Source organism: Streptomyces sp. NPDC002446, from assembly GCF_053595675.1.
Genome location: NZ_JBSFYC010000013.1, coordinates 97,139 through 118,131 on the forward strand (window position 1 = coordinate 97,139; position 20,993 = coordinate 118,131).

The 20,993-nt window shown below is 67.4% G+C and carries 21 protein-coding genes; 13 read left to right on the forward strand and 8 right to left on the reverse strand.

The annotated features are described in order from the left end of the window. The first annotated feature begins 268 nt into the window (after positions 1 to 268). Positions 269 to 1,144, forward strand: coding sequence for a helix-turn-helix domain-containing protein (locus tag ACWD6P_RS10685; RefSeq protein ID WP_451443674.1), 876 nt, complete (start codon positions 269 to 271; stop codon positions 1,142 to 1,144). A gap of 32 nt (positions 1,145 to 1,176) precedes the next feature. On the opposite strand, the gene ACWD6P_RS10690 is transcribed toward ACWD6P_RS10685, so the two are convergent. The 3 genes from ACWD6P_RS10690 to ACWD6P_RS10700 are packed head-to-tail and all read right to left on the reverse strand — an operon-like array spanning position 1,177 to position 4,111. Continuing rightward, a complete protein-coding gene (locus ACWD6P_RS10690) occupies positions 1,177 to 2,367 on the reverse strand; it encodes an amidohydrolase family protein (protein WP_451443675.1) in 1,191 nt (396 codons plus the stop codon). Continuing rightward, positions 2,361 to 3,563, reverse strand: a complete 1,203-nt coding sequence (locus ACWD6P_RS10695) for an MAB_1171c family putative transporter (protein WP_451443676.1) — start codon at positions 3,561 to 3,563, stop codon at positions 2,361 to 2,363. Before ACWD6P_RS10695 ends, ACWD6P_RS10690 begins: the two co-directional genes overlap by 7 nt. Continuing rightward, a complete protein-coding gene (locus tag ACWD6P_RS10700) occupies positions 3,563 to 4,111 on the reverse strand; it encodes a hypothetical protein (protein ID WP_451443677.1) in 549 nt (182 codons plus the stop codon). The genes ACWD6P_RS10695 and ACWD6P_RS10700 overlap by 1 nt, the downstream gene beginning before the upstream one ends. Before the next feature lie 327 nt (positions 4,112 to 4,438). Here ACWD6P_RS10700 and ACWD6P_RS10705 point away from each other — a divergent pair, with 327 nt between their 5' ends. The 6 genes from ACWD6P_RS10705 (at position 4,439) to ACWD6P_RS10730 (ending at position 8,015) form a co-directional block, all read left to right on the forward strand. After that, a complete protein-coding gene (locus ACWD6P_RS10705; protein ID WP_451443678.1) occupies positions 4,439 to 4,897 on the forward strand; it encodes a hypothetical protein in 459 nt (152 codons plus the stop codon). A gap of 147 nt (positions 4,898 to 5,044) precedes the next feature. Then, positions 5,045 to 5,560 carry a regulator component gene (locus ACWD6P_RS10710; protein WP_451443679.1) on the forward strand — a complete coding sequence of 172 codons (516 nt, stop codon included), beginning with the start codon at positions 5,045 to 5,047 and terminating at the stop codon, positions 5,558 to 5,560. Next, on the forward strand, positions 5,554 to 6,792 hold the full coding sequence (locus ACWD6P_RS10715; RefSeq protein ID WP_451443680.1) for an MAB_1171c family putative transporter: 1,239 nt from the start codon (positions 5,554 to 5,556) through the stop codon (positions 6,790 to 6,792). The genes ACWD6P_RS10710 and ACWD6P_RS10715 overlap by 7 nt, the downstream gene beginning before the upstream one ends. Continuing rightward, positions 6,792 to 7,190, forward strand: a complete 399-nt coding sequence (locus ACWD6P_RS10720) for a hypothetical protein (RefSeq protein WP_451443681.1) — start codon at positions 6,792 to 6,794, stop codon at positions 7,188 to 7,190. The genes ACWD6P_RS10715 and ACWD6P_RS10720 overlap by 1 nt, the downstream gene beginning before the upstream one ends. A 137-nt stretch (positions 7,191 to 7,327) precedes the next feature. Further along, complete coding sequence (locus ACWD6P_RS10725) at positions 7,328 to 7,672, forward strand: hypothetical protein (RefSeq protein WP_451443682.1); 345 nt, start codon at positions 7,328 to 7,330, stop codon at positions 7,670 to 7,672. Then, the gene (locus tag ACWD6P_RS10730) at positions 7,662 to 8,015 is read left to right on the forward strand and encodes a hypothetical protein (protein WP_451443683.1); all 354 of its coding nucleotides are present in this window, start codon (positions 7,662 to 7,664) and stop codon (positions 8,013 to 8,015) included. Before ACWD6P_RS10725 ends, ACWD6P_RS10730 begins: the two co-directional genes overlap by 11 nt. Before the next feature lie 16 nt (positions 8,016 to 8,031). Here the strand turns inward: ACWD6P_RS10730 and ACWD6P_RS10735 are convergent, their stop codons facing one another. The 5 genes from ACWD6P_RS10735 to ACWD6P_RS10755 all read right to left on the reverse strand — a co-directional run bounded on the left by ACWD6P_RS10735 (position 8,032) and on the right by ACWD6P_RS10755 (position 13,338). Continuing rightward, on the reverse strand, positions 8,032 to 9,054 hold the full coding sequence (locus ACWD6P_RS10735) for a hypothetical protein (RefSeq protein WP_451443684.1): 1,023 nt from the start codon (positions 9,052 to 9,054) through the stop codon (positions 8,032 to 8,034). A 195-nt stretch (positions 9,055 to 9,249) separates the two neighbouring features. After that, entirely contained in the window at positions 9,250 to 10,302 is a 1,053-nt protein-coding gene (locus tag ACWD6P_RS10740; RefSeq protein WP_451443712.1) for a phosphotransferase enzyme family protein, read from the reverse strand. Between the two features lie 5 nt (positions 10,303 to 10,307). After that, a complete protein-coding gene (locus ACWD6P_RS10745; RefSeq protein ID WP_451443685.1) occupies positions 10,308 to 10,592 on the reverse strand; it encodes a hypothetical protein in 285 nt (94 codons plus the stop codon). A 197-nt stretch (positions 10,593 to 10,789) separates the two neighbouring features. Further along, on the reverse strand, positions 10,790 to 12,316 hold the full coding sequence (locus ACWD6P_RS10750; RefSeq protein WP_451443713.1) for an amino acid permease: 1,527 nt from the start codon (positions 12,314 to 12,316) through the stop codon (positions 10,790 to 10,792). 77 nt (positions 12,317 to 12,393) lie between these two features. Continuing rightward, positions 12,394 to 13,338, reverse strand: coding sequence for a hypothetical protein (locus ACWD6P_RS10755; RefSeq protein ID WP_451443686.1), 945 nt, complete (start codon positions 13,336 to 13,338; stop codon positions 12,394 to 12,396). 869 nt (positions 13,339 to 14,207) lie between these two features. Between ACWD6P_RS10755 and ACWD6P_RS10760 the strand changes: the two genes are divergently transcribed. The 6 genes from ACWD6P_RS10760 to ACWD6P_RS10785 all read left to right on the forward strand — a co-directional run bounded on the left by ACWD6P_RS10760 (position 14,208) and on the right by ACWD6P_RS10785 (position 20,991). Beyond that, positions 14,208 to 15,575, forward strand: a complete 1,368-nt coding sequence (locus tag ACWD6P_RS10760) for a helix-turn-helix domain-containing protein (RefSeq protein ID WP_451443714.1) — start codon at positions 14,208 to 14,210, stop codon at positions 15,573 to 15,575. A 2-nt stretch (positions 15,576 to 15,577) separates the two neighbouring features. Further along, the gene (locus tag ACWD6P_RS10765; RefSeq protein ID WP_451443687.1) at positions 15,578 to 16,309 is read left to right on the forward strand and encodes an HAD family hydrolase; all 732 of its coding nucleotides are present in this window, start codon (positions 15,578 to 15,580) and stop codon (positions 16,307 to 16,309) included. A gap of 348 nt (positions 16,310 to 16,657) precedes the next feature. Continuing rightward, entirely contained in the window at positions 16,658 to 17,257 is a 600-nt protein-coding gene (locus ACWD6P_RS10770) for a DUF4254 domain-containing protein (protein ID WP_451443688.1), read from the forward strand. Between the two features lie 43 nt (positions 17,258 to 17,300). Beyond that, positions 17,301 to 18,983: a pyridoxal phosphate-dependent decarboxylase family protein gene (locus tag ACWD6P_RS10775; protein WP_451443689.1), complete on the forward strand. Its 1,683-nt coding sequence runs from the start codon at positions 17,301 to 17,303 to the stop codon at positions 18,981 to 18,983. Continuing rightward, complete coding sequence (locus tag ACWD6P_RS10780) at positions 18,980 to 20,041, forward strand: glycosyltransferase family 9 protein (protein WP_451443690.1); 1,062 nt, start codon at positions 18,980 to 18,982, stop codon at positions 20,039 to 20,041. The genes ACWD6P_RS10775 and ACWD6P_RS10780 overlap by 4 nt, the downstream gene beginning before the upstream one ends. Then, complete coding sequence (locus ACWD6P_RS10785; protein ID WP_451443691.1) at positions 20,038 to 20,991, forward strand: aminoglycoside phosphotransferase family protein; 954 nt, start codon at positions 20,038 to 20,040, stop codon at positions 20,989 to 20,991. Before ACWD6P_RS10780 ends, ACWD6P_RS10785 begins: the two co-directional genes overlap by 4 nt. Positions 20,992 to 20,993: the final 2 nt, after the last annotated feature.

Consider the following 20,993-nt stretch of genomic DNA (forward strand, 5'->3'; position numbering starts at 1 on the left):
TCCGCAGCCCGGCGGCCTGCGAGGCCGCCCGCCCTCCACTGTGCGATGTCGCCTTGGTCGCCGAGCGCTGTCGGTGCCCGCTGCACTGACCGGCTTGTGGCATCAGGCAGGGAGGCACGCGGACTCTCCTTCGGGCGGCGGGGGCAGGTCGGCGACGAGGTGTACGGATCACCCCTCGTTCGCTAAGCTGAAGCTATCCCAGTCTGAGAAACGGGTCAATGGGCTGGGATTTCTTCAGTGACAGCAACCGTGATCGGACTGGAGCCGCATGCCACCTCGGCTATTCGATGGACGTCGCGTATACGACGCACGGCGCGCCGCGCACCTCACCCAGAGTGGGGTGGCGGAGGCGTTGGGCGTTGCGCCTTCGTCGATCGGCAGCTGGGAGACCGGCCAGTGGCCGCCGGACGCGGAGAAGCTGCCGGCCCTTGCTGCCGTGCTCGGCCGGGATCTGGACGAGCTGTTCCCGCGCCCGGGGCTGCCGGACCTGGCGGATCTGCGCTGTGATGCGGGGATCTACCGGCAGCAGGTGCCGGAGCTGATCGGGACGAAGAGCGCGGGCCCCGTGGCGAACGCCGAGAACGGTAAGAGGCCGCTCAGCGAGAAGTTCGTCAAGCCTCTGGCCGATGGCTACGGGGTGAGCGTGGAGGTGCTGCTGGCGGCACAGGAGAGATCGTTCGGGCGCGAGGCGCCGCCTGTCGCCACGGAGGTCCCCCGGTCCCTGGCCGAGAAGATCAGCTATCTACTCGCTCACTCCTATACCGGCTCCCGGACGCCCCCCTCGGACCAGGAGATCGCCGAGCAGATCAACGAGCACGCGGGCGCGGCCATCGCAACCGAGGCCCAGGTCCGCGCGCTGCGCACCGGTGCCGAGACCGAGGCGGCCCCCGCCTTGCGCGACGGGCTGGCCGCGGTGTTCGGCGTCTCGCCCATGTACTTCCAGCCCCATGAGGCCACCGCGCGGCAGGTCATCGAGGGCCTGCGCCTGTTGGGCTCGGGCAACGTCGGCAAGGTGGCGGCGCGCGGGCTGGGAGCCGAAGGGCTCAGCGCTGACGTGCTCGCCTTCATCAACGACGTCGCCGCCGAGCTGCAACAACGAGAACTGCCTGGGGCCGACCGCCCCGGCGACGGCCCCAGCCAGTAGTCCTCTATATCTGTGCGGCCGCATGCCGGCGCCTATGCCTGGCCGGGCTGGTAGTGCCGGACGCCCCGTACGAACACGGCCCGCACGTTCTCCAGTGCTGTGAGGTCGGTGAGGGGGTCCCCGTCCACGATGAGCAGGTCGGCGCTGTAGCCGGGGTCGATCCGCCCGGTCTGGTCGGCGATGCCCAGCGCGTGCGCGGCCTGGGTCGTGGCCATCTCCAGAACGCGGTCGTTCGGCACCCCTAGGTGCTCGTAGAACCCAAGCGCGGAGATCAGCCCGTCGTGTCCGGCGCGCTGCACCCCCGCATCCGTACCCGCGATCAGGCGCACACCCGCTTCGGCCATCTGCCGGACGGCGCCGAACATGGCCTCGGTGCGCTCCGGCCCGAAGAAGCGGGGCAGCATCTTCCAGTGCGGGCTGACCGTCGGGCACACGTAGATGCCCTTCTCGACGATCTTGGCGAGGACGTCGTCGCGTACCTCGATGCCGTCGGCGGTCATCCAGGTGCAGTGCTCGATGGTGTCGACCCCAGCCTCGACAGCCGCGGCGATGCCGTCGACACCGTGCGCGTGGGCGGCGACCGGCAGCCCGGCAGCGCGGGCCTCTTCGACGAGCGCGCCGAGTTCCTCAGGTGTGAACTGGGTCTCGTGACTTGCGGCGCCGCCCTTGGTCAGCCCGCCGCCGGTCTCCATCACCTTGATGACCTGCGCCCCGGCCTTGGCGTTGCGCTGGACCAGGTCGCGGATCTCCTGCATACCGGAGACCTCGCCGCCCAAGAACCAGCAGTGGCCGCTGGGAGGGGTGACGGGGATGCCGGCGGAGATGATGCGCGGCCCCGGCGCAGTCCCCTGCGCGATCTCCTCACTCAGCCGCAGCGCCAGGTGGCCGCGGTCGCCCAGGTCTCGGGCGGTGGTCACGCCGATGCGCACCAGCTGCTCGGCGCGCAGACGCATGTCCTCCAGCAGCGCTTCGTCGTCTTGCCCCTGCAGCGTGGCCACGGGATCGGGGCCGCCGTCGAAGGCGAGGTGCACGTGCGCGTCGATCAGTCCAGGCATCAGCGTGCCGGCCGGGTAGTACAGGCGCGGCCCGCCTGCCGGGGCCAGGGCCTCGACCTCCTCGCGGGGCCCGACGGCCGCGATGGCACCATCCTTGATCAGGACCGCCCCGTCGGTCACGTACTGGCCCCTCGCCCCGGTCAGGACTCGTCCGGCGCAGATCAACATGCGTAACTCCCTGGTTCACGGTGGTTCGCGGCCGTCACAGCCGACTCGATTCGAAGGGCGGGGGCGCGGAGGACATCGGCCAGCGCCACCAGCTGCTCAACATCGGCGTCCCGGCCCTGCTGGGCGGGGATCGCCACGGGAACCGCGGCCACCGGTTCCACTGTGCCTGATGCGCCCGGGGCCCCTTCGGCGAGGACCTCGCGCAGGCGCTGGGCCAGTACCTCGGGCGGGGCGCTGTCCAGGATGGCACCGGGGGCGCTCTGTGCGGGCAGGGCCAGCAGATACGGGCTGACCCGCACCAACCCGTCACGGCACTCCACCACACGACGGTGGTAGCGGCGGTGCACGCTCCGGGCACGCCACCGATCCCGCCACGACCGAGCCGTGGGGCGCAGCACGGTGTCCGGATACGCCTCGGCCAGCAGTTGCCACAGGGGCTGAAGCCGGCGGTGGAGGCGCCGGTGCCGGAACCAGATCCGCAGGACGGTCAGCCGGGCGCGGGCAACGGGGTAGCTGACCCCGACGACGAAAAGCATGATCGAGACCACCAGCAGCAGGGCGACGGCGGCGTTCACGGCCGGTGGGACCGTGCCGCCCGTGCTCCGGATGACCACGAAGACGGCGCGCACCGCGCAGGCGCCCGCCATCGCCGCCATGCCCACGGCGGCCATCCACAGGCCGGTGGAATGCGGCCGGGGCGACAGGCGCGCGTACCGGCGCGTCCACCAGAAGGCCGCGCTCAGCGCATACATCAGGTACAGGCCCGCCAGCAGGTAGAAGCCGGCCACCTGGGGGATGGTCATGTCGGCGGTGGAGAAGCTCCCGACGAGCCGGTGGTGGGAGTCGCTCTCGACGATGGCCACCAGCGCGGCGATCACCACCAGCAGGCCGACTCCCTCCCGGCGAGCGCGCCGCCGTCCGCCCTGCTCATCGGCGGCCGAATACAGGTAGAAGCACATCAGGAAGAAGACCGTCGCCAGCAGCAGCACGTTCTGCAGCAGCTTGGCCGCCCCGTGGCCGGCGACCGCGTCCACTCCGGAGGAGCCGCCCGGCCGAGCCAGGGGGTGCGACGCGGCGGCACACACCAGGCACAGCGTCACCGAACGCAGCGGGGCGTTGCGGGGGTCCCGGACCATCTGGCGGATCTTCCACACGATGGCCGTCGCGAGGGCGGCGAAGAACACGGTGCTCACCATCACAGCCACCCCCGCCGGTCCCCGAGGGCCGCGTTGACCCGGCGTACAGCAGGGTCCTGGGCGACAGCCGGAGTAATGCGGTCCAGCACGGAGGACCACTCCAGGACGATGGTGGCGGTCAGCTCGACCTCGCATTCCTCCTCGGAATCGTAGGCGCAGCGCTGCCGCACGCGGCGGACACCGCCGCAGGTGAGGCTGGGGAGCATTGCGGCCCACCAACCCTCCGCCGGATCCTCCTGGTCCCCAGCGTTGTTGTCGTCGTTGGCCAGGATGTGCCCGATCTCATGCAGGATGATGTGGTCCTGGTGCAGCCGCGTGGTGTGCTGCTGGTACACGATCAGGTCCGCGGCGGGGGTCTCGACCCACAGGCCCAGCGGCCCGGGCATGGGCAGAGGGTACGGGCGCAGTTCGATATGCCGACCCCGCTCTTCGGAGAGCGCACGGCACAACGCCATCACGTTCAGCGGCGGCTGGATGTCCAGCGCACGCAGCTGGCGCCGAAGCCGCCGTTGCAGATCCCGCTCGCCGCCGCGGCTGAAGCGGGGCATACGAAACGGGCTCAGTCTCCGGCGCCTGTCCTCTGCGGCACCACGCTGGCGGGGAACCATCGGCAGGAGCGACATCGCCTGGGCGAGCGGGTCGCGGTTTCGCCACCACATAGGTCTTCCTCTTGCTTATGACCCGTCCGTGCCACCAAGCGCCGGAACGGGCTGGGCCAGTCGTCTCCGCCTCCACCGGGAGGAGGGCGCCGACGGCATCGATCTTGCGCAGAATTCTGCGCGAACGCGGTCAACGTACACTGCGAGAAGCGGCGGCGGTCAATCTCCAGATCGGGGTAAATCGGGCGGCCGCGCAGGAAAGTGCGTCGAATCACGTTGAGTGCGAGCTTGGAGAGAATGCAGATGGGTGGCGGGGTAGAGGCGGAGGAGCGGGCGCTCGTCCTCGCGGAGAAGCTCAATCACCTCTTCGGTACGGTCCTGCATCCCGAGGGGCGTCCGTACAAGAACGAAGAGGTCGCCCGGCTGATAGCCGAGTCCGGCAAGGGCAAAGTGTCGGTCCGGACCATCCAGAAGATGCGGGCGGCCGTGTCCGAGGATCATGGGATGGGGAAGATCCAGGCCCTGGCCTCCTTCTTCGGGGTGCCGACGGCCTACTTCTTCGACGACCGCGCCGAAGCGGACGTCCCCGCCGAGGCGGCCCTCCGCGCAGCCATGCGGAACGCCGGGATCAGGCAGGTCGCGCTGCGCGCGGATGGCCTCTCGCCCGAAGGTATGGAGCTCGTGCGCGACGTGATCGAGCGTGTGAGGAAGTCCGAAGGGCTATCCGACAGCTGACCGGGGGCTCGCCCGGTTGATCACGTTCCGCTCGAATGATCCTTTTGGACCGTGGTGGGCCGATGCTTACCCTTGATGAGAACTGGAGTCGATGATTCCGGTTGGGGTGGGGATCCGTTTCACAGCTCGGCATCCGACAGGACGACCATGCACGACACCCAGCTGCGGAAGGCATGCGAACAGCGCCTGCGGCAACTCGACCTTCCTCAGCGCTTCGACGCCGAGCAGCTGTGCGAAGCGGTTGCCCAGTTGCGTGACCGGCCGATCAAGTTGGAGCCGTTGCCCGCACACCGCGGGGGAAACGTCCCCTGCGGAATCTGGGTCGCCACGGACGACGCCGACTGGCTCTTCTACGAAGCCGGGACATCGGCTCATCACCAGATGCACATCGTCGCCCACGAGATCAGTCACATCCTGTGGGACCACCCGGGCACCCTGTCGCTGAGCGACAACGCCCACCTTGTCGGTGACGCCGTCCAGCCCGGCGACATCCGCAGGATGTCCGGGCGCACCAGCTACACCACCGAGCATGAGCGCGAGGCCGAGATGCTGGCCTCCTTCATCGTCCAGCGCGCCCATCAAGGGCTACACAAGCCTCTCGGTCACCCGACACGACCGGTCGATCGCTGGGAGACGCTTCTCGCCGGCCCCGCGACATGGTGACCGCGTTCTTCCTCACCGGCGCCTCGGCAGCTTGCCTGGCAGCGCTGTACTGGGGATTGACGGGACGCCACCAGCGTCCCGACGGCGCGGCCCAACTCAGCGGGGTCATGGCCGCCTTCGCCGCAGCCTTCCTCGCCTTCACACCGCAGGTCCAGAAGTGGGAGAACAGCCTCCGCCCCGACCTGGCCCTCCTGACCAGCAACGTCACCGTTCTCGCTGTCGCGGTCAGCCTGCGCCTCCTCCTGCTCCGCCTCAACCGCCCACCGGCACAGGCCCGACGCCGAATCCGGATCCACCTGGCCACGGCTGTCGCGGTCACCACCACCGTGATCGTGCTGTACCTGGCGACCTCGGCGAGATCGAGGGGCCCCGCCGCCCCGGTGCTGGACTACATGCACCCGACGCTCGGCCTGTTCACCCTGCTCTGCACGTTCTACCTGGCCGTCGCGACGGCGGAATTCCTGCGCCAGACCTGGCGGCGGGCCCGCTCGTCGCGGTCCCGCTACTTGCGCCTCGGCCTGCTCACCGCCGCGGCAGGGCTCGCCATCAGCCTGCTGTACAGCGCGTTCAAGATCACCATGGTGCTGTCCGTTCGGTTCTGCTGGGACCTCGTACCGGCGCCCGTCACCACGTGCGCCTCTGTGTCCTCCCCGACCTCATGCTTGTTCACCATTACGGTCCCAGGCACCGCCACCCTGCTCGTCGTCCTCGGCCTCACCGTGCCAGCGGCCACCTGGCCCCTGCACCAGATGCGCTGGCGCATCTGGGAGAAGGTGTGCTTCGCCGAACTCGAACCGCTCTGGTCCGAGCTGATCTCGCTCAACCCGCAGGTCGCGCTACCCGGGACCACGGGCCATGACTCGCCCGACTACCTCCTCCACCGTCGCGTCATCGAGATCTCCGACGGCATCCTGGCCCTGCGCCCGTATCACTCCCGGGCCGTCCAGAAAGCGGCGGAACAGGCACTGCGAGCCGCTGGTAAGCGCCTCGACTCCCCGAACTCCGAAGCGATCGTAGAGGCCGCGATCCTCGCCGCCGCGGTACAGGCCAAGAGGAGCGACTGGCAGCCCACGCCTCGCCAAGCACACCGCGAGCACGAACCGAAACCCTTTACCGACCTCCGCGACGAAACACGCAGGCTCCGGCGCCTCGCGCGCGCGTATGCCCACTACGAGGCGAGCCCCGCACTGCAACAGGTCGGGCCGGCTGCGGCCAGGCCGGAAGCCGCCTGATGCGCCACCGCGAGGCGGATGCCAATATCAACCACCCCACCGATCGGACCCTCACCGTAACGCTGAGCGTCCGGATAGCCGACTCGATGGATCAGCCCTTCACCTGGGTTACACCCCTCGCCGCTGGACTGGCCTTCCTGGAGCCGGCGAAGCGGATCTCCGTCGACACCTGCGTAGAGCTTCGCACCGCCATCGCGGACCTGGGGACCGCCGTACTCCTGCGGCTCTCACCGCAGGAGTATCCGCAGTTCCGCGTGCTGGCGCACGACACACGAGACGACGCCCTGGTCGGCACGGGCCACTGGATCGCGCAGGGCACCATCTTCCTCACCGCCGACCGGCCCCGCACGCGGTGCTCCCGGATCGGACAGCCAGGCCATGAATGCAACGCCTGGTGACACGAGCGCAAGGGTGCTGGCGTCTCCGGCATAGCGGATGGTCCTGTGGAGGCAGCCGAGACGCTGTGCACTCTGCGCAACACTGCGGCATGGCCAATGAGGTGCCGCCGAAGCGGCGGGCGTGGGATCGTGGCCTCATGGATCAGCTGAGGACGTGGACCCGAGACTTGGCGAGGGCACGCGAGTCGGGGCAGTGGGTGCCGTCCTCGCTGGAACAGCTTGTCGCGCAGATCCTGTCCGCGGGGGTCACCGTGGACGGCGCACTGACACGTGAAGCCATCACCTCCGTCCTGCGCGAGGCAGGGCCACGATCGAGGATCGACGACTGCCGCCTATATCCGGTGCTCACTCGGGCCGCCGTGCTGCTGGACGCCCCCTCGTTGGCCGGCACCGATGCAGGCCGAGACGCGCTGGCGGAGGTGGTCACGCTGCTCGACGCCGTTGCCAGCCACCAGATCCTCGGAGACAGCCGTGTCGGATGAGCGTGAGGGCGAGCACTGGCGGGTCGCAGTCGACGGCACGATGCGCATCTTCCATCACGATGTGCCTCCGCCACCTCGCCCCCGCTATGACGAGTCGAGCATCAGTTGGCCGGTGCCGTACGAGCCGCGTGAAGAGGTGATCCGCTGCCCGGAGTGCGAGGCCGAACGGGACTTCGTCGTCACGGGCTGCGTCGGTGGCCCGCCGCAGCTCAAGTGCCCGGTCGGCCACGAGTGGCAGCTCGACGACCCGGATGTGGCTCGTGAGCTCTTCCGCCACATCGTCAAGCAGGCGTCGCGGCCGGAGTCGACGGAGCCAAGTCACGCCCCGTTGGACAGGCCGTAGCTGCTCGCTACCTCGCCTACTCGGTTGAGGAGGGCTCGGGGGCGACATACCAAGTCAGGTCGTCGTCAAGGAGGTCCATCTGCGCGCAGCAGTCGGAGACAGTGATCTCGTCGTCTTCGGTATGGCGTCCAGCGACGTGACGATGCCAGTCCCGCCGGTCCTCTATGTGGTAGCTGAGGATGTCGGTAGCGGCCTGGCACCAACGGTCCCACTCGGCACCGTCGGCCTCTTCGAGACGCTCTACATCGGTCACCCGTAGGTGAGAGGCGTAGTCGCGGCGATGGGACGGCGGCCGAATGCCTCGCAGGACTCCAGCACACTCAGGGCGGAGCGTGGCCTCCACGTCCGAGAGCGGCACTCGGCCGATGTTGGTCGTGTCGGCCTGGTAGGCGGCTTCGAGCATGGCGAGGGCGAGGACCACGATGCTCATGTGCGCGTCCACGGCGCTGCCTCCAGCACGTGGGTACAGCCGTTCGTACAGGCTTCCGCAGGCGGGCAGCGCATGGATCGTCAGCTTCCGGGCGAACCTGAGGCACTCGGTGAAGGCCGGCCACCCTGCCACAGCTGCGGCACTGGCCATCCACCAATCCCGCTTCCTGAACTCGCCTTTGTCCAGCGCCTCGGGTATCGCGGGTTCGTGGTAGAGAGTCTGATCCTCGTCCAACCGCGGCACCAGCGACTCGTAGACCTTGACACCTGGGCACCAGACCGGCGCCCCCATCGCGGCCATGTGATCCATCTGGCGCACCGTTGAGGCCACGATGTACGAGTCCGTCCATGCATGGCCCGAGGAGCACTCGATATGCGCGTCTCGCCCCTGCGCTACGAGGGTCAGCATCTCCCACTGCCCGCACGTTGGGCAGCTCAGCGGCTGCTCCAGCTCGGCGCGCAATCCTGGGGTGAACCGTCGGACCAGGACTTCGGTCATCATCAGCCTTACTGCTCCCGCCATGCTCATGGGCCACCTCGATCGTCGCATGCTGCTGACATATGCCATCACAATGATGGCCAAGGGGAGTTGCCACTCCCTCCGAGGCATGATGTGTCTCCTTGCCAGCGGCGACCGGGCGCCCAAGCTGAATGGGGTCGCGGCGGCCGGTCGCGTACGTGGACATGTAGCGCAGGAACGCAGTCGACAGCATGGTCACGTGAGCACCGCCAGCGCCTGGCCCGCGGACCGCCTCCGAGCGGTGAGCTCACCACGGGCGAGCAGTTCGGATAGGACGGGCTCTCGTCATGGCCTGTCCCACTTGCGCGGCCTGATCGCTGCAAGCGCGGCTTCGATGTCTTCGAGTTCGTCGAGGAGGCGACGGATGGTGACCTGTCGCTCGCTCCAGTACCGCCGCAGGTCGGCCTCCGCCGGGGCGAGCAGCCCATGTTCGGCGGTGGTGGCCCCGTACAGGCTGAACAGCAGATACAGCAGAGCAACGCGGGCGCAGGCCCGTACGTCGGCATAGGGCAGTCGGGGGTTCTCTACCAGGTAGGCCCCTACCAGGCGGATAGCTCTTTGCCGCCAGGACGGGCTGTTCGCCACGGTGCGCGGGTCGAACGCTGCGCGCCCCAACTCCCATGCAAGCAGGCAGGTCTCTCCCTGGAAGTCCAGGACAGCAGTGATCACGTCCTCCTGAGCCAGGAGGTTCGTGCGCGTGAAGTCGGCGTGCCCAGCCTGGACCACGAGTTGTTCGGGCAAGCCGCTGCGGAGACGAGGCACATGGGTTTGCAGGTCGTCTCGGCGCTGCTCAAGCTCCCCACGAAGTTGGTTAAGCCGCGGATCACGTTGTTCGGTCGCGCGGGCCAGGACGACCTCGGTCGCCGCGAGCGCGGTGTCGAGGGGCGCTCTCCGCCATCTGGTTTGGCGGATACGCCCCGGCGGCGGATACGACGCCAGGGCTAAGTGCGTGCGGCCGAGCACCAGACCGATGCACTGGGCGCGCGGCACGGTCATCGGCTCGGTCGCGACACGGCCGGGCATTTCATCGGTCACCACCCAGGCGGTGCCGTCGACGAGTGTGAGGAGCTCGCCGTCCCGGTTGGGCCAGACTCTTGGGGTGGGCACGTGGGCGGCGCGACAGAACTCCGACATGGCCCACGCGGTCTTGGCTTGCCGCACGTCGGCGGACGTGCGGTACTGCTTGACGAAGATCCGGCGAGAGTCGGACAGAGTGACGCGCCGGTTGATGGTCTCCGTGCCAATCGGCACAAGCTCAGCGGAGTCCACGTCGACGCCGTACCGGTCGGACAGGACCTTGGCGAGGATCACGTCGCCGCGCACGGTCTCTTCCTGCATGTGCGTCACCACCCGACAGTACGGCGGGTGTACTCGGACTTGCCCGGGACAGCGGTGATGAGCCGCGTCCGCGTTTCGGCCTCCGATGCAGCCAGCGTCGAGGTGCGGTCTGGGCCAAGGGCGGCGGTCCAGTGGTCGTACGCGTCGACTTCACGACCGTGCAGCCTGTCGCCGGCATTCTGCTTGGCGAACCGCCGTGTTCCATCCAGTCCTTTGATCTTCCACACCGATGAACGGAGCGAGTCGCGCCGGGGGTGCTCAGCGACGACGGTGTAGGTGTCGGTCACCACGGACAGCAGTCTGCAGTGAGCGGTGGGAAGGGGCTTCACGGTGGTGCACCTTTCTGTCAGCAACACTCGACACTCTGGGTGATTACAAAAATGCCGTGGGTTAGGTAGGGGTGATCGAGGAATCGCTGGGGCAGCGAGAGCGCAACGTCGTCGCTGCCCCAGCCATCCGCCACCACAGGAGGCCGTCAACGGGTCAGCTAGCGCGTCGCTCCCTGCGAGACGGACAGAGGTGGAGTGCTGTTCTTCGGATGGCTCGGGTTGAGGAACCACCTTCTGGCGGAGGCAAGCCACCACGTACCGGAGAAGGCGAGCACCACACCGACCGCGAGGGGCGCGTAATTGAATGTCTCGATGGTCACCGGGGCGGCCTGCGGCAGCATGAACAGCACGGTGATCACTACGGCCCAGGTCACCGCGAGCACGCCCACGGGCTTGGACCAGCGGCCCAGGTGCCACGGGCCTCGCTGGAAGGAATCCCCCTGACGCAGCCGCAGCAGCGTCGGGATGACGTAGGCAATGTAGAGACCGATCGTCGCGATAGAGGTGACGGCCGCGTACGCAGTGCTGTTGAACAGGTAGGGCAGGCCGAGCACGAAGGCGCCGCCGGCGGCGAGCCAGACCGCGTTAGTCGGGGTACGCGTTCCTGGGTGCAGTTTGTGCCACACCTTGGAGAAGGGCAGGGCACCGTCGCGAGAGAAGGCGTAGATCATCCGGGAGTTGGCCGTCACCGATGCCATGCCGCAGAACAGCTGGGCGCCGATCACGATGAGCAACATCATCTTGCCGGTGCTCTCGCCAAGGGCGTCCATGAAGATCTGCGCCGGCGGCACACCGGTCCCTGACTCAAGGGCACCGGTGTAGGACTGGATGGCGAAGGTCAGGCCGAACAGCAGCACAAAACCGGCCGCCCAGGAGACGAGAATGGAGCGGACGATCCCCTTCGGCCCCTCTACCGAGGCGTTCTTCGTCTCCTCCGTCATGTGGGCGGAGGCGTCGTACCCGGTGAAGGTGTACTGGGCCATCAACAGGCCGATCAAGCCGACGTAGACGGCAGATCCCCAGCCGGTGTTGTTGACGAACTCGGTGAACACGAACTTCGGGGTCTGGTGGTGATCGGGGACGAGCAGGAGCGCGCCGACGATCACTACCACGCCGATCAGGTGCCACCAGACGCTGACAGTGTTGAAGAAGCCCACGATGCGTACGCGCAAGGTGTTCACGAGGGCGTGCAGCACCAGGATGATGCCGAAGAGCGTGATGGTGTGCCCGGGGGTGGCGGCGTAGCCGAACTGAAGGTTCAGGTAGGCGTTCAAGAATGAGGCAGCGCCGAAGTCGATGCCCGCGGTGACGGCGACCTGGCCGAGGGTGTTGAACCAGCCGGTGAACCATGCCCAGGCGGGCGCCGACCTGCGGGGAGCCAGCTTGTGGGCCCAGAAGTACAAGCCGGCGCTCGTCGGGTAGCTGGAGCAGACCTCCGCCATGGCCAGCCCGACGAACAAGGTCATCAGACCCACGATGGCCCAGCCCCACATGATCAGGGCAGGGCCGCCGGTGTTCATACCGAAGCCGTACATGGTCAGGCAGCCGGAGAGGATGCTGATGATGGTGAACGAGACGGCGAAGTTCTGGCGCCCGGACATGGAACGGTCCAGGGTCTGAGTGATGCCGAGTTCGGCGAGGCGCTCTTCTTCCGAAGGGGTAACGCTTGGTATGTCCAAGGGCATTCGGCTGATTCCTTCATCTTCGTCGGAGCTCACTGATGGGCCGGAAACGGCGGCTGGCTCTGTGGTGACGGTGCGGGCTACGGCGCGGAAGCCTTGACAGCCCAGGCACGATGGCGGTTGAAGAGCGTTCGGGCGTCTCCGCAGTAGCTCCACGGCACGTCGGTGGCGTACGGGCCGATGGCGTCGAAGACTTCGCCGGCTTCGCGGTGCCGGTTCGCGAATGACAGGGCGTGGGCGAGGTAGTTGGCGTCCTCGTGGAATGCGGCGTGCGGCCTGTTCGGGGCTCGATAGGACCACCAGTTGTCCCACGCCTGCCAGGTCGACGGATTGTCCGTCCAGGGATGAACGGTCAGTCCGTAGCGGTGCCCCTCCACCTGCATACGCTGCCGGTGCGACTCGGCGAGGGCGACCAGGGGCAGGACATGCACCGGCAGGCCGCGCGGGGCGTGAGTGCACCGTTCCTGCACCCAGTGGAACATCTCCCCTCCTGTGCCGTGCCAGGAGGGGAACATGTAGGTGAGGAGCTCGTGGTGCGCCTCGCGATTCCACGGATCGCACTGCTTGACCTGCTCCCACAGCTGCCGCACCGTCGCACGCCACTGACGATCTCGGGGAGGCGAGTGGAAGCGCGTTAGTGCGAGCATGACAACGTGCGGTGACGGATCGCACGGCATCGCGTCCGCGGCGGCATCACAGGCAACCCAGGCATGCTCCATCGCCTCACTGCGCCCCCGTGCACGACCGCCGGCCATCGACCGCAGGGCCAGGACATGGGCCAGGAGGGCGAGAGCATGCGGAGAGTGCGGCTCGGCCTGCGCCCACGTGTCAGCAAACGTCAGCCGTGCTCCGACACGGGCGAGGATCTGAAGGCGGAAGATGCGCCGGTCCCAGTCTGCTCCCGTTGCAGCCAGCAGTTCCCGCGCGCCTTCCCAGCGGCCCATCGCCGCGTCCTCGACCACCACCCGTAGCTGGGCGTCGTCGCGGGCCGGATGCCGGTCCAGAGCCGGTTCACGACCACCCACGGCGCCCTCGCTCGTACAAGTACAGCCGCTGAAGTCCCGCGCAGTGGACGACTCCCCGCACGGCCAGGTCGTCCTGCTCACTCGTCTTGGTCAGCACGAGGGGCATGGACACCAGGGCCGCGGCGGTGGTGGCCGAACCCACAGCCAGGCTCAGAGGCACAGTTGGTATCGGCGTCATCAAGGTCCTCGGGTCACATCAGGAGGTGGAAGACCGCCGGGGCCCGGGGGCAAAGGGAGGGGAGCCAGAACCTCGCCAGCGCCCCGACGGTCGGTCTAAAGTCGATCTTCTTGATCAGCTGGACCGCGCCCTGCACGCCGTCCCTGGTGCTCGGCGCTGCGGAGCTCCCGGCAGGAAGACGTCGAACAGGACGCACACGATGGCGTGGCCTACGTTCAGGCCGGCCTTCTTCACGGTCCACAACGCGGGAGGGACCGCCACGCTGCTTCCCGCGGGCGATCCAGCGCCAGGGACTGTGCCATCCGTACGTATCGGGCCGAGGACACCTTGGACTCCGGTGGACAGGTTCAGGGTCAACTGGTGATCCACAGCACGTGGGGCCAGGAATACGCCCGAATGATCCGCTCTCAGGCGGTTCGTCGACGCCGTGCGCTGCGGGGGTCCCAGAGTGATGGGAAAACGCCCGGTGCACACATTTCCCAGGTGATATCACTGGAGTGATTTCACTTTTCTCAGGGGTAGTTGAGACCCCAAGAACTTGTTCAACGGGGAGGCATAGGTGCTAGCGCAGTCGCCGCGGCGCTGCGAACAGTGCGGCTGCCAACTGAGCCAGTACAACTCTGGAACGCTGTGCTCGGCCTGCCTTCGCTCTCACAATCTGAACCGACACGCCCCCGCCGTTGCAGAACGCGTGTGGCGCAGCCCAGAGGTCCAGCAAGCCCTAGCGTCGTGGGACTTCGGCAGGGCGGCACGCCTGATCCGCCAGCAGGGGGCGCTGCGTCAAGATGACATTTCTCAGATGACCGGCCTGAGCCAGGCGTTCCTGTCCATGCTTGAGTCAGGACGCCGTCGCCTCACCAACATCGACAAGATCGGCGAGTTCCTCACCGGTCTCGGCGTTCCCCCCGAACTGGCTCCGCTCCCTCTTCCGCAGCGCATCCATCCGCCCCGGAACCTGTACTCCGGGGACCTCGATCCGGCCTTGCCGTGGACGGCGAGCCGTATGGTGGCGGCACTCGGCACCGCGGTTGGAGGGAGCGCGATGGACCGCCGACGGTTCCTTGCGGTGAGCGGCCTGGCGCTCACCGCGTTCGTACATCACTGGAGCACTGCCGAAGCCGAACCGCTGGTTCGGGCCGCGGAGGGCAGTCGGCTCACGCACAAGCTCCTCGACAGCCTGCAGGAGACCACAGACAACCTGCGGATCACGGACGCGAGCGCCGGCAGCGGCACTCTGGCCGACCTCAGCGACGCTCATTTGGCGTTCCTCAAGCGACTCGTCGAGCAGGCGTCGTACAACGAGGACACCGGTCGGCGGCTCGCCGCGATCACCGCGGACACCGCCATCCAGACAGGATGGTTCGCTTTCGACGCCGGGCACAGGGACCGCGCCCCCGCTTACCTTCTCGCCGCGCTCCGCGCGGCGAAAGCCTCCGGCGACGCACGGCTCGGAGCCGGGGCTCTCTCCTACTTGGCAATCCACGGCTACTCCACAGGTGAGCCGCGAAATGCCGTAACCGCGGCGCAGGCGTCGCGCGAGAAGATCAAGCACCTCGGTGCCCCCGCCTTGGAGGCGATGCTGCTCACCCGGCAGGCCCGCGGACACGCAAAGCTCGGCGAACGCCAGGCAGTGCTCACCGCGCTCGGGCAAGCCGCCGAGCTGTGCGCTCAGGGGCGCTCTGAACGCGATCCGCACTGGCTGTACTGGATCAACGAGGGTGAGATTCACGGCCAAGCTGGCAGCTGCTACCTCGACCTGGACGAGCCGCAGCGGGCGGTCACCAGCTTCACCCAGGCGCACGACTCCCTCAACCCCGCGGACCAGCGCACGCGAGCACTGTTCCTGTCCAGGGCCGCATCTGCTCACCTTCGGCAGGGGGACGTCGAAGCAGGGTGCGACACCGCACACAGGGCGCTCGAACTCGCCGAGCGTCTTCAGTCGGCCCGGCTCAACGAGCACGTCGAGACGATGCTCGGCGACCTACAAGCGGTGGGGGACACCACATACGCTCAAGAGCTACTGGACCGTGCCGCCGCCGTGACAGGAGCAAGGCATTGAACGTGACCGAGGACCAGCAGACCCTCGTCCTCTGGGACATCGACCGCACGCTGCTCTACGTCGGCGACATCGACCGTCAGGTGTACCGCGAGGCCTTCGCTGAAGTCGTCGGCCGCCCAGCCGAGCGCCTGCCAGCGCGGGGCACCGGCGTCACCATGCCCCTCGCGATCCGCACCCTGCTCCTGGAGAATGGCGTGCCGGAGACGGCAGTCCCGGAGCTGTTGCCGAGAATGGTGGAGCTCCTGCCCAAGCGGCTCGCAGCTCACACTGAAGACCTCCGCCAGCAAGGGGTCCTTATGCCCGGAGCCGTCGCCGCACTCCAAGCCGTACACGATCACGAAGGCTGGATTCCGACAGCTGTCACCGGCAACCTCAAGCCGAACGCGCTGCTGAAGCTCGCGGCCTTCAACCTGGACGGATACCTCGACACCGAGATCGGCGGGTTCGCCTCTGACGACGACCACCGGCCCGCGCTCGTCGGCGTCGCACAGAAGCGCGCGCAGACCAAGCACGGCACGGTCTTCACACGCACCAACAGCGTGATCATTGGGGATTCGCTTGAGGACGTCCGTACAGGGCTCGAAGGCGGCGCTTCGGTCATCGGCATCACCTCGGGCAAGACCACAAGGGAGCAACTCACCGCCGCGGGCGCAGATGTCGTACTCGACGGGCTCGACGATGTGCCGCGAGTGCTCGCGGCGATCACCGCGTTGACCGTTGCTCCCGCCTGTTGACCGTGACAACAAGCGTCGTCGTGCCGACCCACCGCTGGCAGCCGCTGAGCGAAGCGACGCAGCAGCGCTGACCGGTTGCCGACTGCGCCAACCGCACCTTGGCGACGCCCAAATCGACACCGCTCCGAGGCATCGGTCGGGTCCCACGCCTTCGTGGGGCGCCGGATTACGTGAGTGATATTACCGGCGTGATGTGCCACCTCGGGTGGGATGGGGGAGCGTTGAGCACAGCGGCCAGATAGACCTCGCCATGAGATCGGCGAGGCCCCTTTGCCCGTGCTTGAGGCGGTCTTCAATGACGGTCGGCAGGAGCCGTCCTAACGAGATATCGAAGGGGGATCACCAGCAATGACCATGACGCCCGCTCGGCTGGTCGTAAACACCGGTGAGCTGGAAGGAGATCCGCGCGCTCCGATGATGGCGGGTGCGTCCTGCCTCGACCTGGCAGGCGGGCAAGGTGGATGGTGCGCGGATGCTCTCGCCCGGATGCCGTTTCCGTGCTCGCCGGAATTGTTGCAGCCGCTGAACCGGCTGCATGCGGTCAACAGCCGACAGTGGGACGCCGAGGATCGGGTGCGGCAAGCTCGGGATGGGGAGATTCCTGCCATCAAGCGGGAGATCGACGAACTCAACAGCCGTCGCCATGCACTCATCGAGCAGGTCGATCGAATCTTGGATGCGTCGTGGGGTGCGAACCAGGACCTGCCTCCCCTTACGGAGTCGATCGGCTCGGCGCTTGACCGACTCTCGGTGCAGACGCTTCGGATCATGCACACCGAGCGACTGGTCGAAGGTGACCCTGGCGCGGTGGAGCGAGTCACGATTCTCCGTCGTCAGCACGACGATCTGGTGTGGTCCATCGCGGTCGCTTGCGAGGATCTTGTGTCCGGCCGGCGGCGCACACCCCGGCCTGAGCGTATGAAGCTCTACGGAAAGCCCGGGCGATGAGCGCGGTCATGTTGATCCTCCGAGGCGCTGGGATCGATCCGCGATGACAGCTGATTCCTACGGGGATGGAGATGAGTTTGCGCGCTGGCGTAGCGGCCTGTTCCTGCGCCCCGACGGGGCCAATGCCAATGTGCTTGTCGAGCTCATTCGCTGCGCTCTCGATGAGGCCCTGAGCCATCAGGGCGAGGGGCCCGTGTATCCGCGTCTCGGCCAGGAGGGTGAGTGCTCACCGGTGGGTGACGGACGCCTGCCGGAGGGCCCTGTCGCTGCGGAGACGGTTCTCGGCCAATTGCGTGGGTGGCTGGCTGGGTCGGTCAAAGTGCATCACCAGATGTTCGCGAAGAACATCGTTCCGCCACCGTCGTTCGTCAACCTGGCGGCGTTGTGCGCGGTGTCGTTGTTCATGCCGAACGGCGTCACCGGGGAGGACGCCGCGGAGACCCTCTCCGCCGAGCTGTCCTCCGCTCGGGCGCTGGCGCGTCTGGCGGGGTACGACCCGGATCGGGCAGGCGGCTTGTTCACGTTCGGCGGCACGGCGACCAACCTGTACGCGATCAACGTCGGCATCTCCAAGGCGCAGCCCGACCACGCCGAGCGTGGGATCGAGCCTGGGATGGCCGTCGTCGGCTCCTGGCCGGCGCACTACTCGCAGAAGTCCGCGTGCGCCTGGCTTGGGATCGGTACCCGCAACTACATATCCGCTGCGTCGCTGCCGGACCAGACCACGGACCTGGAGTCGATGGAAGCGGCTTGTCGCGACGTACTGGCACGCGGGCACCGGCTTGCCTGCATCATGGGGGCAGGCGGGACGACCTCCAATATGGCTGTCGATGACTTCGCCGAGATCGCTGCGATGCGGGATCGGCTGGCCGCCGAATATGGGTTGGATTACACGCCCCACGTACATGCTGACACGGTCATCGGGTGGGCGTACCTCTGCTTTATCGATTACGACCTGCATCGCAATCCCCTCGGCTTCAGCCCACCTGTGGTGGCCAAGCTGTCACGGCTTGTGGAGCGCCTGAGAACGGTGCGGTACGCCGACTCGTTCGGAACGGACTTCCACAAGACCGGTTTCGCGCCGTATACCTCCAGCATGATCGTCATGCGAGACGGGCGAGATTTTTCGCGCCTGCGCCGCGATGGCGGAGTCATGACTCCGTTGTTCCATGACAAGGACGCCTACAACCCCGGGACCTTCACGCTGGAGACGTCCAGGTCGGCGGCGAACATGGTCGCGACCTGGGTTGGCCTGCAGACTCTGGGCAAGCAGGGGCTGCGGCAACTGCTCGGTCACGCGCTTGAGACAGCCGAAGCCCTCCGGCGCCACATTGATACCTTGGCAGGTCGCGACGCGACAGCCATCAACACACATTCATACGGCCCGGATGTGTTCGTGCGCTGTTACCCGCCGGATGACCCGGCTGCTACGGAGGAGGACTTCGGCGACACCAGTTCGGTGCGCCGAATAAACCAGTACACGTCCGACCTGTTCGCGTGGCTATCGCGTCAACGCATACCGGACGCCGAACAGATTGCGGTGAGCAAGTCCTCAGCGGCGTTCTACACACCGGCCGGCGAGCCCGTCGTGGCTCTGCGGGTGTACTCCCTCAATCCGTACTTCTCCGATGCTCACGCCAGAGAGCTGGTCGTGCGCCTGCTCAGGGCAAAGCGACGGTTCGACGCCACGTATATGGATGCAGATGTGCACGAGGGGGTCCGGTGAACCGACCGTCATTGAGCGGCCGAGAAGAGCTGCCGACGCGCTTCGCCGCCGCCGACCTCCCTGTCCGTGACTGTGTCGAGTTGGCGGCCGGCCTGGCCTCCTATGCCCGAAAACATGGGCTAGCCCGAGTCGAGGTGAGCGGGCCGTCGGCGATGGGTGACCTCATCGAGGAGTTCGGCTTCGATGAGGTGCGTTTCGTCGATGCCCACCACAAGCCCGCAGTGGACATTGCGGCGGTTCCCCGGACTTGGCGCTGCGGCCAACGCGGGCTGCGCTGCCTGAGCGACCAGCTCGTCGACGCGGCAAAAGACCCGTCGGGTGCGGGCACATCGATGTCAACGCTCCCCGGGGGAGCTGTGATGCGGTTTGCCCGGCATAACCGTCTCGGCGATGCGCTGAGCATCGTGACCGGCCTGGAGCGCTACTGCCACGACAACGCCGTGACGTCAGTTGCCGTGACCGGTTCACCCATCCTCGCCGAAGTTGTCGAGGTGTTCGCCTGCGAACGGGTGAGCTATGCCCCTTCGCCCAGCGAAGCGATCAGTGGCGACACAATCTTCGCCCGGTCTTCATGGAGCGTCCCCTGGCTCGACCGGTTCAACCACGCCGTCACCGACACCTTCGGGGGGCGAGCCCGCCACCGAGTACCGCCGCTGCCCCTCCGCCAGGCACCGACGCCTAGTGGCCGAGAGAGTGTGGTGTATTGCCAGCTCGATGCGCGTTCCAGCACCGCGCCACCGCGAGACTCCGCCCGGCGGCTCCTGGGCCAGGTTGCAGCGCACGGCGAAGTGCGAGTCCTTGGCGGCCCCGACACCGCGGCCTACCTCGGCCATGACCTGACCTACGTCAGGGCTGAGCTTCCCGAGATGGTCGCCCGTCTGCTGTCGTGCCGTCTCTTCGTGGGATGCGACAGCGGCCTGGGCCACCTCGCGGGTTGCCTCGGGGTGCCTGGCCTGATCGTCAGCACCGACGACTTCGAGACGACCTGGTCCTTCTTTCGAGGCTACGCCAGCCTCAGCGTTATCCCGCTCGCGGCAGCAGAGGTGCTCCTGCCATGAAGCCCCCGACAGAGCAGGCAGTCCTGCAGGCGGCCAGTCGCTGCCTGCGCCAAGAGGCCGTGACCGCGCACCGAATCCCGATGGGCCGCAGTCACTTCGTGTTCACGGTGAAGTTGGCGTCCGGTGAGTGCGTGATTGCGCGGATCACGCGACACGACCGCGCCGAGTGCTTCACCGGATTCGCGTATTGGCGACGCCAGCTGGCTGGGGTGGGAGTGCCCGTTCCCCGCGTGCTGTCCATGGACCTGAGCGGGACGGTACTGCCCTGGCCGATCATGTTCCTTGAGCGAGCCCCAGGTGCTGATCTCTGCAACGTCTACGCCAACCTTACGGCCGCCGAGAAGCGCAGCGTTGCCGACGACCTGCTCGATATCCAACACCGCACGCGCGGCCTCCCGCCCGGTCCCGGGTACGGCGGTATTGCCAGCTACGGCGACCTTCGTTGCCACCCGCGCTGGTCGGACGTGCTGTGGGAGTACTTCACCGGCGCGATCAATCAGCTCACGCCCCTGCAGCGGCAGCTCCCGGCCATCGAACAAATCCGCAGAACCATCCACGAGCTACACCCCGAGCTCGATGGCATCGACCCGCTGCCCTATCTGATCGACGCCACCCACCAGAACGTGTTGGTGGATGGCGGGAGAGTCACGGCGATCGTCGACCTGGACGAGGTCGGATTCGGTGACGCCCTGTACCCGCTCGGCGTCGCTCGCGCCGGCCTTCTGGCCCGTGGACCGGAGGCCGACTGCATCGAGCAGGTTGCAGCGCCACTGTGCGTCGGTCCAAACCGGCTGCGTGTATTCGACCTGTACTCAGCGATCGCATGCCTAAAAATGCTCGCCCCCAGTCCCCTCAGCGTCGCCGGCCCACCCTCCGCCGACAGCCAGATCGGCGCCCGGCTCCGGACCTTGCTCGATGCCTTCGCCGCCGCCGCGGCCCACGAGGAGTAACG